The 16,095-nt window shown below is 39.8% G+C and carries 15 protein-coding genes and 3 pseudogenes; 8 read left to right on the top strand and 10 right to left on the bottom strand.

Features of this window, described 5'->3' with window-relative positions:
* The first annotated feature begins 129 nt into the window (after nucleotides 1–129).
* Together VSAL_RS15570 and VSAL_RS15565 are read left to right on the top strand one after the other, a co-directional pair.
* Nucleotides 130–1,377 carry a valine--pyruvate transaminase gene (locus tag VSAL_RS15570; protein WP_012551365.1) on the top strand — a complete coding sequence of 416 codons (1,248 nt, stop codon included), beginning with the start codon at nucleotides 130–132 and terminating at the stop codon, nucleotides 1,375–1,377.
* Nucleotides 1,378–1,767: 390 nt separating this feature from the next.
* Complete coding sequence (locus VSAL_RS15565; protein ID WP_012549425.1) at nucleotides 1,768–3,075, top strand: IS4 family transposase; 1,308 nt, start codon at nucleotides 1,768–1,770, stop codon at nucleotides 3,073–3,075.
* Nucleotides 3,076–3,130: 55 nt separating this feature from the next.
* Here the strand turns inward: VSAL_RS15565 and ibpA are convergent, their stop codons facing one another.
* Complete coding sequence (gene ibpA / locus VSAL_RS15560) at nucleotides 3,131–3,565, bottom strand: small heat shock chaperone IbpA (RefSeq protein WP_012551364.1); 435 nt, start codon at nucleotides 3,563–3,565, stop codon at nucleotides 3,131–3,133.
* Nucleotides 3,566–3,861: 296 nt separating this feature from the next.
* Between ibpA and tnpA (VSAL_RS15555) the strand changes: the two genes are divergently transcribed.
* The 4 genes and pseudogenes from tnpA (VSAL_RS15555) to VSAL_RS15540 all read left to right on the top strand — a co-directional run.
* Entirely contained in the window at nucleotides 3,862–4,176 is a 315-nt protein-coding gene (gene tnpA / locus VSAL_RS15555; protein WP_012548925.1) for an IS66 family insertion sequence element accessory protein TnpA, read from the top strand.
* Complete coding sequence (gene tnpB, locus VSAL_RS15550) at nucleotides 4,173–4,520, top strand: IS66 family insertion sequence element accessory protein TnpB (protein ID WP_012548924.1); 348 nt, start codon at nucleotides 4,173–4,175, stop codon at nucleotides 4,518–4,520. Before tnpA (VSAL_RS15555) ends, tnpB (VSAL_RS15550) begins: the two co-directional genes overlap by 4 nt.
* Nucleotides 4,521–4,591: 71 nt before the next feature.
* Nucleotides 4,592–6,081, top strand: a pseudogene (locus VSAL_RS15545) (IS66-like element ISVsa2 family transposase).
* 11 nt (nucleotides 6,082–6,092) lie between these two features.
* Nucleotides 6,093–6,344: pseudogene (locus tag VSAL_RS15540) on the top strand (EAL domain-containing protein); the annotation flags it as partial.
* Nucleotides 6,345–6,425: 81 nt separating this feature from the next.
* Here the strand turns inward: VSAL_RS15540 and VSAL_RS15535 are convergent.
* Nucleotides 6,426–7,061, bottom strand: a complete 636-nt coding sequence (locus tag VSAL_RS15535; protein ID WP_012551363.1) for a bifunctional 4-hydroxy-2-oxoglutarate aldolase/2-dehydro-3-deoxy-phosphogluconate aldolase — start codon at nucleotides 7,059–7,061, stop codon at nucleotides 6,426–6,428.
* Between the two features lie 154 nt (nucleotides 7,062–7,215).
* On the opposite strand from VSAL_RS15535, the gene VSAL_RS15530 reads away from it, so the two are divergent.
* Together VSAL_RS15530 and VSAL_RS15525 are read left to right on the top strand one after the other, a co-directional pair.
* On the top strand, nucleotides 7,216–8,235 hold the full coding sequence (locus tag VSAL_RS15530; RefSeq protein WP_012551362.1) for a COG3650 family protein: 1,020 nt from the start codon (nucleotides 7,216–7,218) through the stop codon (nucleotides 8,233–8,235).
* Entirely contained in the window at nucleotides 8,235–8,822 is a 588-nt protein-coding gene (locus VSAL_RS15525; RefSeq protein ID WP_012551361.1) for a tRNA-uridine aminocarboxypropyltransferase, read from the top strand. Before VSAL_RS15530 ends, VSAL_RS15525 begins: the two co-directional genes overlap by 1 nt.
* A 13-nt stretch (nucleotides 8,823–8,835) precedes the next feature.
* Here VSAL_RS15525 and VSAL_RS15520 read toward each other — a convergent pair.
* From VSAL_RS15520 to ftnA, 8 genes and pseudogenes are all read right to left on the bottom strand, one after another.
* Nucleotides 8,836–9,546, bottom strand: a pseudogene (locus VSAL_RS15520) (EAL domain-containing protein); the annotation flags it as partial.
* Nucleotides 9,547–9,563: 17 nt separating this feature from the next.
* A complete protein-coding gene (locus VSAL_RS15515) occupies nucleotides 9,564–11,051 on the bottom strand; it encodes an IS66-like element ISVsa2 family transposase (RefSeq protein WP_012549008.1) in 1,488 nt (495 codons plus the stop codon).
* A 71-nt stretch (nucleotides 11,052–11,122) separates the two neighbouring features.
* Complete coding sequence (gene tnpB, locus VSAL_RS15510; RefSeq protein WP_012549126.1) at nucleotides 11,123–11,470, bottom strand: IS66 family insertion sequence element accessory protein TnpB; 348 nt, start codon at nucleotides 11,468–11,470, stop codon at nucleotides 11,123–11,125.
* Nucleotides 11,467–11,781 carry an IS66 family insertion sequence element accessory protein TnpA gene (gene tnpA, locus VSAL_RS15505; protein WP_012548925.1) on the bottom strand — a complete coding sequence of 105 codons (315 nt, stop codon included), beginning with the start codon at nucleotides 11,779–11,781 and terminating at the stop codon, nucleotides 11,467–11,469. The genes tnpB (VSAL_RS15510) and tnpA (VSAL_RS15505) overlap by 4 nt, the downstream gene beginning before the upstream one ends.
* A 55-nt stretch (nucleotides 11,782–11,836) precedes the next feature.
* Complete coding sequence (locus tag VSAL_RS15500) at nucleotides 11,837–13,642, bottom strand: sensor domain-containing diguanylate cyclase (protein ID WP_231850860.1); 1,806 nt, start codon at nucleotides 13,640–13,642, stop codon at nucleotides 11,837–11,839.
* A 117-nt stretch (nucleotides 13,643–13,759) separates the two neighbouring features.
* Nucleotides 13,760–14,944, bottom strand: a complete 1,185-nt coding sequence (locus VSAL_RS15495) for a BaiN/RdsA family NAD(P)/FAD-dependent oxidoreductase (RefSeq protein WP_044583342.1) — start codon at nucleotides 14,942–14,944, stop codon at nucleotides 13,760–13,762.
* 48 nt (nucleotides 14,945–14,992) lie between these two features.
* Nucleotides 14,993–15,331, bottom strand: coding sequence for a universal stress protein UspB (uspB, locus tag VSAL_RS15490; RefSeq protein ID WP_012551359.1), 339 nt, complete (start codon nucleotides 15,329–15,331; stop codon nucleotides 14,993–14,995).
* 110 nt (nucleotides 15,332–15,441) lie between these two features.
* Nucleotides 15,442–15,969, bottom strand: a complete 528-nt coding sequence (gene ftnA / locus VSAL_RS15485) for a non-heme ferritin (RefSeq protein ID WP_012551358.1) — start codon at nucleotides 15,967–15,969, stop codon at nucleotides 15,442–15,444.
* Between the last annotated feature and the right edge of the window lie 126 nt (nucleotides 15,970–16,095).

Below are 16,095 nucleotides of genomic sequence, written 5' to 3'. Positions count from 1 at the left end.
AATTCACCTCACCTTTGTGGCTGAATATATAAAAACACGACTCATCTTGGTGCTTTATCTCTGTTTGGTGTTGAGGTATGTTGTTAAAACAATCAATACATCCACTCTCTAATTATCACGGTAGTCGTAATGAAGTTTACTCAATTTGGCGAAAAATTTACTCGTTACAGCGGGATCACCCAATTAATGGATGATTTAAATGATGGCTTGCGTACCCCTGGTGCAATCATGCTCGGTGGCGGTAACCCTGCGGGTATTCCTGCCATGCTCGACTACTTTAAAAGTGCCTCACAAAAGATGCTCGATTCAGGTGAGCTGATCGCTGCTATGGCAAATTATGACGGCCCACAAGGTAAGGACAGCTTTGTTAAGGCCCTAGCTAAGCTGCTTAAAGAAACCTATGGTTGGGACATCAGTTCTAAAAACATTAGCCTAACCAATGGTTCTCAAAGTGCGTTCTTTAGCTTATTCAATTTATTAGCGGGAACTTATGCTGATGGCTCTAAAAAGAAAATTTTATTGCCCCTCGCGCCTGAATACATTGGTTATGCCGATTCTGAATTAGAAGTTGATAGCTTTATTTCTTACCGTCCAGAAATTGAATTACTCGATAATGGTCAGTTCAAATACCACGTTGATTTTAGCCAATTAAAAGTAGATGACACCATAGGCGCTATTTGTATCTCTCGCCCAACAAACCCAACAGGCAACGTGATCACCGACGATGAAGTGATCAAGCTTGATAAGCTTGCGCGTGAAAATAACATTCCCTTAATTCTCGATAATGCTTATGGCACGCCTTTCCCTAATATTATTTTTGAAGAAGTGACGCCGTTTTGGAATGAAAACACCATTCTTTGCATGAGCCTTTCTAAATTAGGTTTACCAGGCTTACGCTGTGGCATTGTGATTGCCAGCGAAAAGATGACAGCAGCCATGACCAACCTAAATGGCATTATCAGTTTAGCGCCGGGAAGTATGGGACCTGCGATGGGTTTACACATGATTGAGTCTGGTGATTTATTACGTTTAAGTGAAGAGGTAATCCAACCTTTCTATCGCCATAAATCTCAAGCAGCGGTTAAGATGCTACAAACGGCGATTACCGATCCTCGTTTTCGCATTCATAAACCTGAAGGCGCGATTTTCTTGTGGCTATGGTTTGATGAACTGCCAATCACAACCATGGAACTGTACAAACGCTTGAAAGCACGCGGCGTGCTGATCGTCCCGGGCGAGTATTTCTTTATTGGTCAAGACGACAGCTGGGATCACGCTCACCAATGTTTGCGTATGAACTACGTACAAGATGAAGAAATGATGCAAAAAGGCATCGATATCATTGCAGAAGAAGTGCTAAAGGCCTATTCAAAGTAGATAAAAAGCGGTGAGTTGTGGTACTCATGACTCATGGCTTTGGAATCAGCAATTCTGTTTGTCATCATAAAATTAACGGCGCTTACAAATACCATCTATTGATGATGGAAAAGCAATAAGCCATTAATACGATGCTCTAATCAACTCAGATAATGACTTGTCGCTTTGGAATCAACAATTCTGTTTGTCATCGCTAAATTAACCACTCCTACCGATGCCATCTATTGGTGATGGAAAAGCGGTGAGTCATTAATTAATAATTCCATGAATAGCAGACACAAAAAAGGCACTATCACAGCTAATGCCGATCATTTAAGGTAAATATGATCGGTTGACCGATCCTTTTTAGATGTCAAAATCCAAGTGTATTTTATGCACTTGGATTTTTTTATGGATGTTTCTCAAGCTCTAAACATAATCAATGACTGGAAACCTAGCAACGTAGAGACTCTCGCTGATTTACTTCCAATCCATCTGATTGATGAGGCTTATTCTCTCACTGATACGGTGACGATGAGGAAGCGAAAGCTTACTCTTGAATCAATGGTATGGTTACTTGTTGGTATGGCTATCTATAACAATAAATCCATGAAGGATTTAGTTAATCAGCTTGATATTGTAGACCGTACAGGTAAAGCTTTTGTCGCTCCTAGTGCCCTTACTCAGCGCCGAAAAAATCTAGGTGAAGCAGCAATGAAAGCAGTCTTTGAGCGAATGACAAGTTCCTGGCTTAAGAGTGCTAATCTTCCTAAATGGAATGGACTAACTCTCTTAGGCGTTGATGGTGTTGTATGGAGAGCACCTGATAACCAGAAAAATGAAGAGGCTTTTTCTCGCCAAAAAGGAACTCAATATCCACAGGTAAGAATGGTTTGCCAAATGGAGCTAAGCAGTCATCTTATTACAGCGAGCGCTTTCGATAATTACAATACAAATGAAATGATATTGGCAGAGAAGTTAATAGATAGTACACCTGACCATAGCGTAACTATGTTCGATAAGGGGTTCTATTCATTAGGATTACTACATAAATGGCAGATGACAGGCTCAGAGCGTCACTGGCTTATTCCCCTTAAAAAAAATACTCAATATGAAATAATTCGATCGCTAGGTCGTAATGACAAACTTGTTATTCTTCGGAGTAACCCAAGAGCAAGAAAACTGTTTTCTAATTTACCTGAAACGATGACTGCTCGTCTCGTGACTCGAAAAATTAAAGGAAAAGATTATCAAGTTCTGACGTCAATGATTGACCCATTACGTTACCCATTGAAAGATATAGTCGGTCTTTATGAGCATCGTTGGGAAATAGAATTGGGTTACCGAGAGCAGAAACAATACATGTTAGGAAATCGCTTAACACTACGAAGCCGTCTGCCTGAATTAGTGAAACAAGAACTATGGGGTATCTTGTTGACTTATAATTTAATTCGCTACCAAATGGTAGAGCTTTGCTTTAATTTAAAAGGAAATTATCTCCCTTATCAATTGAGTTTTAATGGGACACTTGCTCATGTATCTGCATTATTAGTTGGTTTACCATACTCAACGCCAGGAGCGATCCCTCGACAATTAAAAGGCTTCCACCAGATGGCTGAAAGCTTAATACTTGATAGGCGAAGGGAAAGAACATTCCCTCGAATGGTAAAACCAAGACCTCAACGATATGCCAGAAACAAGAATGCCATTCACCCTTAAGTGAACGGCATTAACTATCACAGTGCCTTCATTTCAAATTCTTACCAAGCTACGATTAACTTTCCAGTAAATTACTGCCGTTAATGGCAATCTTACGTGGTTGCATCGCTTCTGGAATTTCACGCTCTAAATCAACATGAAGTAAACCATTCTCCATGGTTGCGCCCATCACTTTCACGTAATCCGCTAACTGGAATTTACGCTCAAAGTTACGCTCTGCAATACCTTGGTATAAGTAGGTTTTTGTTTCATCGGCGTCAGGACGTTCACCACGCACAATCAGCATATTTTCGTGTTGAGTCAAATCGATTTGTTCTTCAGCAAAACCCGCCACCGCCATGGTGATACGGTAGTTATGTTCTGATTTTTGCTCGATATTGTACGGAGGGTAACCGCCATTTGTTTTTGCCGTGTTATTTTCCATTAGATTGAAAAGACGATCAAAACCAATTGCTGAACGGTACAGTGGAGTGAAATCTACATTGCGCATAATACTATCCTTTACTTTAAGCAATAGTGAGTACAACTACCCCTAACATGGGTCCTTAGTTGACTCTATCAAATTATAAGACTTTCCATTTTGGACAAGTCATTTTCAAAGACCCTTTCGGCATCCTCTTCATAACTAGATATGCGGCTCAGTAATTTTATTTTCAAGAGAATAGCCAAAAATATTTTCCATTTCCGTTCAAAGCCAACACTAACGTAAGCGTGCGGGGAACTACACCTAACAAATAAAATTCATTATGCGTATCTTACGATCTTTCATTTAACGAGAACGTAATTATGCAAAAAGATAAAAAGAGAACACCAGAGCAATGGCACGCTCTATTTGAATCTCAGCAATCTAGCAAGCTTAGTGCCGCTGAATTTTGTCGTAACCATAATATTCTGCCAAAGACATTTAGTGCACGTAAAGCACGATGGAAACAAAAGATTAACGCTTCTACTTTCTTGAAAGTAGAAGCGTTAACATCAACTATCATCGCCACTCCACAATTACCAGATATTCAACTTTCTATCGGAAAATTGCGATTAACATTGCCAGCTAATACTGAACCTCACTGGATAGGACTCTTATTAAAAGGGTATCAATCATGAATGTATTTACTGATGTTTCCACCATTTATCTTCATCGTGATTTTGTCGATTTTCGCAAGGCCATTAATGGCCTTGTCGTGATTGTTGAGCAAGAAATGCAACTATCACCGTTTAGTGATGCTCTATTTATATTTTGCAATAAGCCTCGTGATAAACTCAAAATATTGTATTGGGATAAAACAGGATTCGCTTTATGGTACAAGCGATTAGATGAAGACCGCTTCAAATGGCCACGAAATATAAATAACGATACGTTAGCATTATCAGAGCAGCAACTGACACTGCTATTACAAGGTTTTGATATCTTAGGACATCAACCGGTACATTATCAAACAACCCTTTAAATAGTTGATTCTCAGTCAAGAATAGGAGGCAACCGATTGATTACCTGTATTATCGTTATATAGTCATCTACATGACTGATAAAATAAAACCACTTCCTGATACCATTGACGAGCTGAAAGCACTTGTGCTTCAGCTTGAAAATAAATATAACCGTCTTCTAGAGCAATTTCGGCTGGCTCAACATCAGCGCTTTGGTAAAAGCAGTGAATCTGACTCGACTCAATTTGATTTATTCAATGAAACAGAAGAAGAAATCATCATTGAAAATGATGACACACAAACGATTACCTACACTCGTCAAAAGCCAAAACGCCAACGCTTACCTGAAGACTTACCGCGTACTGTTATTATATCCACGACATAAAAGATAAAACTTGTAAGTGTTGCGGTCTAGAGATGCATGCGATGGGTAAAGACATCAGTGAAAAGTTGGAATTTGTACCAGCTAAAGTGGAAGTTATTCAACATGTTCGTCCTAAATATGCTTGCCGAAATTGTGAAAAAAACAATACTTCAGTAGACATTAAACAAGCCCCAATGCCAGCGTCACCAATCCCTAAAGGGATTGCGACCGCAAGTTTACTTGCTCAAATTATTACGGCTAAATTTCAATACAGTCTTCCACTTTATCGTCAAGAAACGTTATTTCAGCAATGGGGTATCATTATTGGACGGCGAACGATGGCGGATTGGTTAATAAAATGCTCGGTATTATTTACCCCTCTTAATAACGAGTTACATCGTATTTTGCTTGAACAACCCACTCTGCATTGTGATGAAACAACGGTAAATGTGTTGGATGTTGAAAAAGCAAAATGTTATATGTGGGTCTACTGCTCTGGCTATGATTCTCCAGGCTCTGGTGTTTTGCCTGGAATTGTACTTTATGATTATCAATCTAGTAGGCATGGCTACCATCCAGTTAACTTTTTAAAAGGTTATAACGGGTATTTACATACCGATGGTTACCAAGGTTATGAACAAACTGAAGCGATTTTAGTTGGCTGTTGGGCACACGCACGTCGACGATTTATTGAGGCTCAACGTGTTCAAGTAAAAGGGAAAACAGGGAGTGCAGATTGGGTATTGAGTAAAATCCAAAAGCTATACCGGATCGAATCGTTATTAAAAGAGGCTTCCCCTGAAGCCAAGTATGTTGCTAGGCAGACAGAAGCCCGCGATTTACTTAAAGAGCTCCGTGATTGGCTTGATAGCGCAGTTAGTCGAGTATCACCTAAAACAAAATTAGGTGAGGCGATTAGCTATACATTAAATCAATGGGATAAATTAGTTCGTTATATTGATGATGGATTGTTATCTATTGATAACAATCGAGCAGAGCGAGCGGTTAAACCGTTTGTTATCGGCCGGAAAAACTGGTTATTTTCGGGTTCAACGGCTGGTGCAGATTCAAGTGCAATGCTTTACAGCATTGTAGAAACAGCAAAGGCAAACGGATTAATCCCTTACGATTATATTAGGTATTGTCTAGATCGTTTATGTGTTGGATCGCCAGATATCGATTCACTTTTACCTTGGAATGTAAAAGACAAGGTGTAGTTCCCCGCACGCTTACGTTTGATTGCCTCAAAATAGACCGTTCTTTTGTTAAAGGGTTAAACACAGAAAATGCATCGACTTCCATTGCAAACGCGATTGTGAATATTGCGAAAGGGTTTAATGTGTCGATTGTAGCAGAGGGTATTGAAACGGAAGAACAAGCCTTAATTTTAAAAGAAATGGGGTGCGATACCGCCCAAGGGTTTTTATACAGCAAGCCACTACCACTTTCTTCATGGCCAAAAGACTTAACCGATTTTTAAATCACTCTCTCGTGATAATAAAAAAGACAACCACTTAAGTAAGTCATTGCCTTTATGTGAAAAGAAGATCGAATATTGTGCTTATTTAATTAGCTCAATCGCTTCTTTTGCAAGCGTGGTTATTTTTGACCAGTCTTTAGCGGCAATGACGTCTTTTGGTAGCATCCAAGAGCCACCGACCGTCGCCACACACTCTAACGCAGTGTAGTCATTTACATTCTGTGGATTAATCCCACCAGTAGGACAAAACTGCACTTGAGGTAATGGAGCCGCCATCGCTTTCAATACAGATGGTCCACCAAACGCACTTGCTGGAAAGAATTTAAGGTGCGTATAACCTAACTCAATGGCACGAATGACTTCTGACGGCGTAGCAACACCAGGGATCAAAGGAACATCTGCCGATTTTGCATGAGCTAATAAACTGGGAGTAAATCCAGGAGAGATAATAAACTTAGCGCCAGCCTCTACCGCTTGATCATATTGTTGAGTGCTGATCACTGTACCGGCACCAACAAGGGCTTGTGGCATTGCTTTTCGAATCGCCGTAATCGCCTCAAGAGCAACCGCCGTTCTCAATGTAACTTCAAATACATTAATACCGCCCGCCGCTAAAGCTTGAGCCATTGGTACCGCATCTTCTAGTTGTTCAATAACCATAACAGGAACAACGGGTGATGCGCTAAATACGTCTGAAGGCGAAAGATTCCAACTCATATTTTTCTTAGCTCTCTTTACTTATTAAAATAACCCTATTATTTTACGCTAATTTATTATCAATAGCTCTGATAAAGGTGAATTCCAATCTATTTTAGGTGTCCTATGGCATACTGGTTTTTATTCAACTTATCATCGATTTCTGGAGTTTATTATGAAGCTTTCACTACTGACTTTCACCGCTCTTCTGTTTTTATCAGGGTGTAGCCAGCAATCAGCAATAGACACATCCACAGATGATTTTGGTAACAGTCAATCCGCATCAGGGGCTCATACTTTTATACTGCGTGGTACTGTAGTCATTGGCCACGAATCACAAAGTATTCAACCTTGTGGCAGTGACCAACAATATTGGATAAACCTCACTTCAGAGCAATGGAAAGCAGGAACCGACATTCAATCAACACCTTACCAATCAATGTATGGTGAATTAATCGGTCATTTTGAAGCACCACCAAAGGGCGGATTTGCGAATGATTACCCTGCACGTTTTGTCGTTTCTCATATCAACAAATTAGTTGCAGGTGAAGGCGCACGCTGCCAACAACCCGCTCAACCAACAACCGCATCGGGTAATGAACCTTTTTGGAATGTTCAAGTAAATAAAGGGATATTTAGCGTATCGGAAATGGGTAAAAAGGCCCAACAGCAAGCTATTACGGATCAAGCATTATCCATCGAGCAACGCACCTATCAATCCGATGACATTTCTCTTGTGATGGACAGTGCTATCTGCAAAGACACCATGGTTGATACTGTTTATGGTTGGGCATCAGACGTCACGATAAATGATAAAAACTATCAAGGTTGTGCTTCAATCTCACCAAAAGATACCACGCTAAACTGGGTAAACACATACAAAGGAACCAGTACGGCAGGTAACTCAGGTTTAACCATTGGTCTAACCTTGCGTCCTGATCATTCCGCCGTCACTACGTATGATTATCAAAATGGCGAATCTCAGTTAGTTGAAACTGGCGTGTGGCAAGCCATTAATGAAAACCAAGTTCACGTATTAATGAGCCGTCACCAACGACAATACATGATTGCAGAACGAACCTTTACCCGTAAAGGCAATACCATCAACGCAGAGAAAGAAACGGTGAATGGCGTAGTCTTTCCCATCCAATCAGGGCTAACCTTATTCTCACCAGTACAACCGTTGGATAAATAATGTCTTGTTCAATTTGTGGATTTACCTATAACTGTATTTGCTCTCATCAGCCAAATTTAATCTCGCACATTGAATTTGCGCTGCTGTACCATGAGAACGAACAAAAAAAATTAACCAATACCGGTAAGTTGATAACAAACAGCTTACCGAACGCTCGGGCTTATTTATGGCAACGTAAAGAGCTGCCAACCGCACTACTAGAAAAAATAGCGCGAGATGATACTGAGACATGGTTACTTTTTCCAAGTACGGAAAACACACTCAGTACAGAATATGCCAATGCAAAGACCTCATCCAAAAAGCAGTTGTTTATTTTACTTGATGCGACCTGGCAAGAAGCGAAAAAAATGGTCAACAAAAGCCCTTGGTTACAAGAACTTCCTTGTTTGTATTTAGAGAGTGTCGATACCTCAAGCTATCATTTACGTCGAAATCAAAGCGAAGGCAATCTGTGCACTTGTGAAGCGGGAATGGAAATATTAAAGATGGTAAAAGAGCCTGAAAATGCACAGGCTCTTAATCTGTATTACGAGCGATTTTTAACCGTTTTTCAAGCAGAACGCAGTGGTCACCTTTACGTCGAATGACCCACGACATCGCTTATTTCAATGCTTTGGGCTCACCCAAAAAGTAGCCTTGTAAATAATCAACGCCCATTTGCTCCACAATCGAGCAGACTTCTTGATTGTGAACAAACTCAGCCACCACTTTTGCATCAAGCGCATGGCACAATTGCACCATTTGCTGAGAGATAAGCCGTTGACGCTTATCTTGATGAACATTTTTAATCAAAGAGCCATCCAGTTTAATCACCTGAGGCTCTAGTTTCATGACCTCATCAATATTCGAATAACCAGATCCAAAATCATCAATGATGATCCGCGCCCCTAATCGTCTAAAGTGATTACAAACTTCAATCATACGACCGTAATCTTGAATCTGCTCCGTCTCTAACACCTCAAAACCCACTCTAAATGGATTATCTAAACGAATAATAGAGGACTCTAATAAATCAAGGGTTCTGTCACTCATCAAATCTTGAGGCGAAAGATTAATGGAAAAATCCATATGATTCGATTGCATAATATCAAACGTACAAGAGATCATTTCTCGGCTTAATCGAGTATAAAGGTGAGTCCCCTCTACCGCTGGCAAAAATTGCCCAGGAGAAAACACTTGGTCACCTTCACGAATACGCATTAAACACTCTGTAGAGGCTTGCTCGTGGCTATTTGCTTTAAAGATTGGCTGACCATAGACCAACACACTTTTTTTAGAAATGGCGCGATTCACACACGTTAACCAATCCAACGTAAGCGTGCGGGGAACTACACCTTGTCTTTTACATTCCAAGGTAAAAGTGAATCGATATCTGGCGATCCAACACATAAACGATCTAGACAATACCTAATATAATCGTAAGGGATTAATCCGTTTGCCTTTGCTGTTTCTACAATGCTGTAAAGCATTGCACTTGAATCTGCACCAGCCGTTGAACCCGAAAATAACCAGTTTTTCCGGCCGATAACAAACGGTTTAACCGCTCGCTCTGCTCGATTGTTATCAATAGATAACAATCCATCATCAATATAACGAACTAATTTATCCCATTGATTTAATGTATAGCTAATCGCCTCACCTAATTTTGTTTTAGGTGATACTCGACTAACTGCGCTATCAAGCCAATCACGGAGCTCTTTAAGTAAATCGCGGGCTTCTGTCTGCCTAGCAACATACTTGGCTTCAGGGGAAGCCTCTTTTAATAACGATTCGATCCGGTATAGCTTTTGGATTTTACTCAATACCCAATCTGCACTCCCTGTTTTCCCTTTTACTTGAACACGTTGAGCCTCAATAAATCGTCGACGTGCGTGTGCCCAACAGCCAACTAAAATCGCTTCAGTTTGTTCATAACCTTGGTAACCATCGGTATGTAAATACCCGTTATAACCTTTTAAAAAGTTAACTGGATGGTAGCCATGCCTGCTAGATTGATAATCATAAAGTACAATTCCAGGCAAAACACCAGAGCCTGGAGAATCATAGCCAGAGCAGTAGACCCACATATAACATTTTGCTTTTTCAACATCCAACACATTTACCGTTGTTTCATCACAATGCAGAGTGGGTTGTTCAAGCAAAATACGATGTAACTCGTTATTAAGAGGGGTAAATAGTACCGAGCATTTTATTAACCAATCCGCCATCGTTCGCCGTCCAATAATGATACCCCATTGCTGAAATAACGTTTCTTGACGATAAAGTGGAAGACTGTATTGAAATTTAGCCGTAATAATTTGAGCAAGTAAACTTGCGGTCGCAATCCCTTTAGGGATTGGTGACGCTGGCATTGGGGCTTGTTTAATGTCTACTGAAGTATTGTTTTTTTCACAATTTCGGCAAGCATATTTAGGACGAACATGTTGAATAACTTCCACTTTAGCTGGTACAAATTCCAACTTTTCACTGATGTCTTTACCCATCGCATGCATCTCTAGACCGCAACACTTACAAGTTTTATCTTTTATGTCGTGGATAATAACAGTACGCGGTAAGTCTTCAGGTAAGCGTTGGCGTTTTGGCTTTTGACGAGTGTAGGTAATCGTTTGTGTGTCATCATTTTCAATGATGATTTCTTCTTCTGTTTCATTGAATAAATCAAATTGAGTCGAGTCAGATTCACTGCTTTTACCAAAGCGCTGATGTTGAGCCAGTCGAAATTGCTCTAGAAGACGGTTATATTTATTTTCAAGCTGAAGCACAAGTGCTTTCAGCTCGTCAATGGTATCAGGAAGTGGTTTTATTTTATCAGTCATGTAGATGACTATATAACGATAATACAGGTAATCAATCGGTTGCCTCCTATTCTTGACTGAGAATCAACTATTTAAAGGGTTGTTTGATAATGTACCGGTTGATGTCCTAAGATATCAAAACCTTGTAATAGCAGTGTCAGTTGCTGCTCTGATAATGCTAACGTATCGTTATTTATATTTCGTGGCCATTTGAAGCGGTCTTCATCTAATCGCTTGTACCATAAAGCGAATCCTGTTTTATCCCAATACAATATTTTGAGTTTATCACGAGGCTTATTGCAAAATATAAATAGAGCATCACTAAACGGTGATAGTTGCATTTCTTGCTCAACAATCACGACAAGGCCATTAATGGCCTTGCGAAAATCGACAAAATCACGATGAAGATAAATGGTGGAAATATCAGTAAATACATTCATGATTGATACCCTTTTAATAAGAGTCCTATCCAGTGAGGTTCAGTATTAGCTGGCAATGTTAATCGCAATTTTCCGATAGAAAGTTGAATATCTGGTAATTGTGGAGTGGCGATGATAGTTGATGTTAACGCTTCTACTTTCAAGAAAGTAGAAGCGTTAATCTTTTGTTTCCATCGTGCTTTACGTGCACTAAATGTCTTTGGCAGAATATTATGGTTACGACAAAATTCAGCGGCACTAAGCTTGCTAGATTGCTGAGATTCAAATAGAGCGTGCCATTGCTCTGGTGTTCTCTTTTTATCTTTTTGCATAATTACGTTCTCGTTAAATGAAAGATCGTAAGATACGCATAATGAATTTTATTTGTTAGGTGTAGTTCCCCGCACGCTTACAATCCAACTGGCTTTGGCGTAATCGCTCTTCTTTCAATAAATCACGTGCGTTACATAAGTGACGATTTCGACGCATCGCTACTCGACGGGCTTCTACGGTTTTTAAAATAAGTTCTTCGACTGCAATCTGAGGGAAATCACGACGGCTAATTAAACCACCAGAAATAGTCACACTGAGATAATCCACATCATTAAGGCCATAAGGTTCAAAACTTACGTGCTCAATGCCTTCAATAAAGTCCGTAATGTATTTACGTAAAACTTCACTGTTCTTATTGCTGTGAAAAACCACTCCCCATTCAGCAATACCGATACTGTAAAGCTCGACTGCCGCCCCAATCGCGCTAGCAAGTTGATCTTCTAAGTATTTACTGATGTCTTGAAGTAATTTATCCCCGACTTGATAACCATATTTTTCATTCACTTGGCTTAAATTGGTGAGCTTAAAAGACACTAAGTGATCGGTTTCTGCAATATGTTCAAGGCGCTCTTTCAGAACGATCCGATTAAGGAGACCAGTTCGTCGGTCAGTACGATACGTTTGGATAAGGCGCATCGATTGGTCGTGGATTTTCTTTTCCATCTCCGAGGTCATTTGATCAACATCTTGAATCGCATTTTTTATTAATGAAAACAAAGGCGTTAAATTATGCTCTCTTGGTGAGGGAGCAAATCCAGAATCAATCGTTTCTGCAACTGACTCTCTCAGAGCTAAGTAGGTTAAACTATGGTGCAAGATGAGTTGCTTATGAGAACGGAAAAACTCGCCCATTCCATAAATACCTTGGCACGAACCAATATCTGAGAAAGTTTGCAGCTCTGTCGATTCCGAACTGCTTTCAATTCGAGATTCACAATTATAAATAAAAATAGATTCAGGTTGTTTCTTTGCCAGTCTTATTGCGCCTTGATTCACTTGCTCTTGAGTCAATGAAGGATGGTAATAGCATAATCGAACTTCATCCCCCGTTGGGATCGGTGAAGCAAACTGAAGGTACCCTTCTTCTGTAATCGCCTCCACCCCATTGATGTAGCGCACGGTGTCTTCTTTCAACATTAAAGGAAATGCTTGAATTTGGCTTAATGCCGTCAATTTGTTATCAGCAAGGTACTTACAGTAAAAATCATACGTAAGAAGGTGATCTATCGTTTTTACAATATTACCTTCTGAAGAAGTAATTCGAAAACGCTTACCAATTGGGTTCCATTCCACAAACGCTTCTGACCACGCTTGCAGTTGTTCTCCATGCATCGCTACCGCAACAATTTGATCGTAATAAAATCGACCATTTAAAAATACCCATGTTCCTTTTCCGGTATCTGCGGCAACGCCTCCAGACACTGGTATTTGATTTTGGTGTTCTGAAAAGGCATCGAAAAGTTTATAATTACTCGCTGAACCATAACAACCAAAGGCAATGATCGCTTTTGTTGTTTGTCCAATAGAGAGTCGTCTTAATAGATGATGGCCAACGCGAGTTTCATCTTGAGAATGAAACACTGAAGCAGAAGTAAGTTGAGAAGAATCGAGAATAGAAATACTAATTACGGTTGAATCAGTAAAAATTGACGCATCAATACTGGAATGAATAACGCTAAGGCCAATCACTTCCGAGTTAGGGAAAAAATGCTGTAAAGAAGCATAATAATCATCAACAATCTCTGGTTGTTGAGAAGAAAATATTTGAATTAAACACGCGGTTCCAAGCTCTATAGATAGTGAATCACACTCCTCATGGAGTTGTGTAAGTCTCTGAACACTAAACGAGAGAGTTTGCATCGTTAATTAAGCCCTTATTATTTTAATATATTTAGCTCGTCACATATAAAACAGAGGCACCTATGCGCCCCTATTTTTAGAATAAACCAATAATGACTTAATGATTATTAGGTAATCCTATACGTTTATCCCTGCAACATAACCGCTCGACCATGCCCACTGAAAGTTATAGCCGCCAAGCCAACCACTTACATCCATTACTTCCCCGACAAAATACAGACCAGGTACTTTTTTCGATTCCATGGTTTTAGACGACAATTCATTGCTATCAACCCCTCCTAGCGTGACTTCCGCGGTACGATACCCTTCAGTGCCATTAGGAAGAACTTGCCATTTATGGAACAACGAACACAGCTGTTCTTGTTCTTTGTTATTGATTTGCTTAAGAGAACGATCATTAAAAATAGTATTCTTTAATAAGGTTTCAACCACTCTTTTAGGCAATAATTTAGCTAATGAATTTTTAACGCTTTGATTGGGATGATCGATACGCATAGTATCTAATTCTTCGGACAAATCGTCATTTGGTAACAAATCTATCATTACTTTTTGACCTGCGTTCCAATATGAAGAAATTTGTAGGATTGAGGGGCCAGATAAACCACGGTGGGTAAATAAGAGATTTTCTTTAAAGCTATCACCACTTTCTGATTCTACAACCACTGGAATCGCAATGCCTGACAGTTCAGAAAACGCGTCTTTATCTTCTTTATGCAACGTGAACGGAACAAGACCTGCCGTCGTTGGAACCATTGATAAACCAAACTGCTCAGCCAATTGATAACCAAACGGGGTTGCACCTAATTTCGGCATTGATAGTCCACCCGTCGCGATCACCAAAGATTCACATTCGATACGATCAGTATCAAGCATCAGAGAAAAACCGGATTCACTCTTTTTAACATCCTGAATCTCGCAGCGGTAGCGATAATTCACATTAGCCAGTTCACATTCTTTTAGCAGCATATCGACAATTTCTTTTGCCGAATCGACACAGAATAATTGGCCATGATCGCGCTCTTCAAATTCGATGCCGTATTTAGACACTAAAGAGATGAAATCCCAGTTAGTGTATTGAGACAATGCCGATTTCACAAAGTGAGCGTTGTTACAAACAAAGTGAGTTGCTGACACATCGTAATTCGTAAAATTACAACGACCACCACCAGAGATTAAAATTTTACGTCCCGGTTTTTTAGCGTGATCGACAACTAAAACACTGCGGCCTCGTTTGCCGGCTTCAGCTGCACACATTAATCCTGCAGCGCCTGCACCGATAACCACTACGTCTACTTTTTTCATGACACTCTCACCCAAATTCAATTGGGAGGGAGTTTACTATTTTCAGCTCTAGATGCCCAAACTAATTACCAAGAAAAACACCGCGACGGTAACGAAAAGCAAAGCACTCGATAACATGAAGAGATAACGCGCTTTCTCACACTTAAATACAAAAAGTGTATCGTGATGATTTAAATACTCTTCTTGCCATAAATAATGAAATAATTTGCTTTGTTTGCCGATATTGCCATGAGTGGTAAAAAAACCACGGCCATCAACTTGTTGGTACAACAGAGGATGCGCTTCACGCATAATAAAGAGAAGAGTTTTGAGTGTACTGAAATAACGGATCACATTCAGACTTGTAACCGAAAACAACGCCAATAAAATAAGATCGCCACTTACCATAATAACCTCCAGACATACTTGTCATAAGAGCTGGATAAGTGACGACCGGTCATCTACCTGTATTTATACAAATCGTCATAAATACATACTACATTGAGGGGTGCTTTTTCTTACCCAGCAGTGCTATCCATAATAGATGACGAACCAGATTTTGCTAATACAGCTAAATCTTTATCGATAAAGAATAACGCTTTACCGTCTTCACCTACTAGGTCAATTTTATCTAAAATGCCTTTGAATAATTTCTCTTCTTCATGCTGCTCTGCCACGTACCACTGAAGGAAATTAAACGTTGAGTAATCTTGAGAAGTAAAAGCAACATGAGCTAATTTATTGATCTCTTGCGTGATCATTTTCTCATGTTCTAATGTCGTACGGAACACATCGCCCAACCCTGAAAATTCAGATTGTGGTGCTTCAATCGCACCTAAGATAGGCATTGAACCTGTTTCACTCACGTAAGTGAATAAACGTTGCATATGTTCCATTTCTTCCGATGCGTGAGCACGGAAAAACGACGCTGCGCCATCAAACCCTTTATCTTCACACCAAGCACTCATTTGTAAGTATAGGTTAGATGAAAAAAATTCTAGGTTAATTTGCGCATTAAGATGATCGATCATGGTTTTCGCTAACATAGTTGAATTCCTTTATGGCTCATTTTCATTCGAAACTGAGTCTACTATACCATAGGTAATCTGTATTTTAATTAATCAGAAGACATGAGACAGAACGAGACCTAAACGACAAAAAAAGAGAAAGAC

Origin of the sequence: Aliivibrio salmonicida LFI1238 (assembly GCF_000196495.1) — a bacterium.
GTDB classification, from domain to species: Bacteria; Pseudomonadota; Gammaproteobacteria; order Enterobacterales; family Vibrionaceae; genus Aliivibrio; species Aliivibrio salmonicida.
The sequence above is the reverse complement of the archived record's forward strand: the minus strand, read 5'-3'. Positions and strand labels throughout refer to the sequence as shown.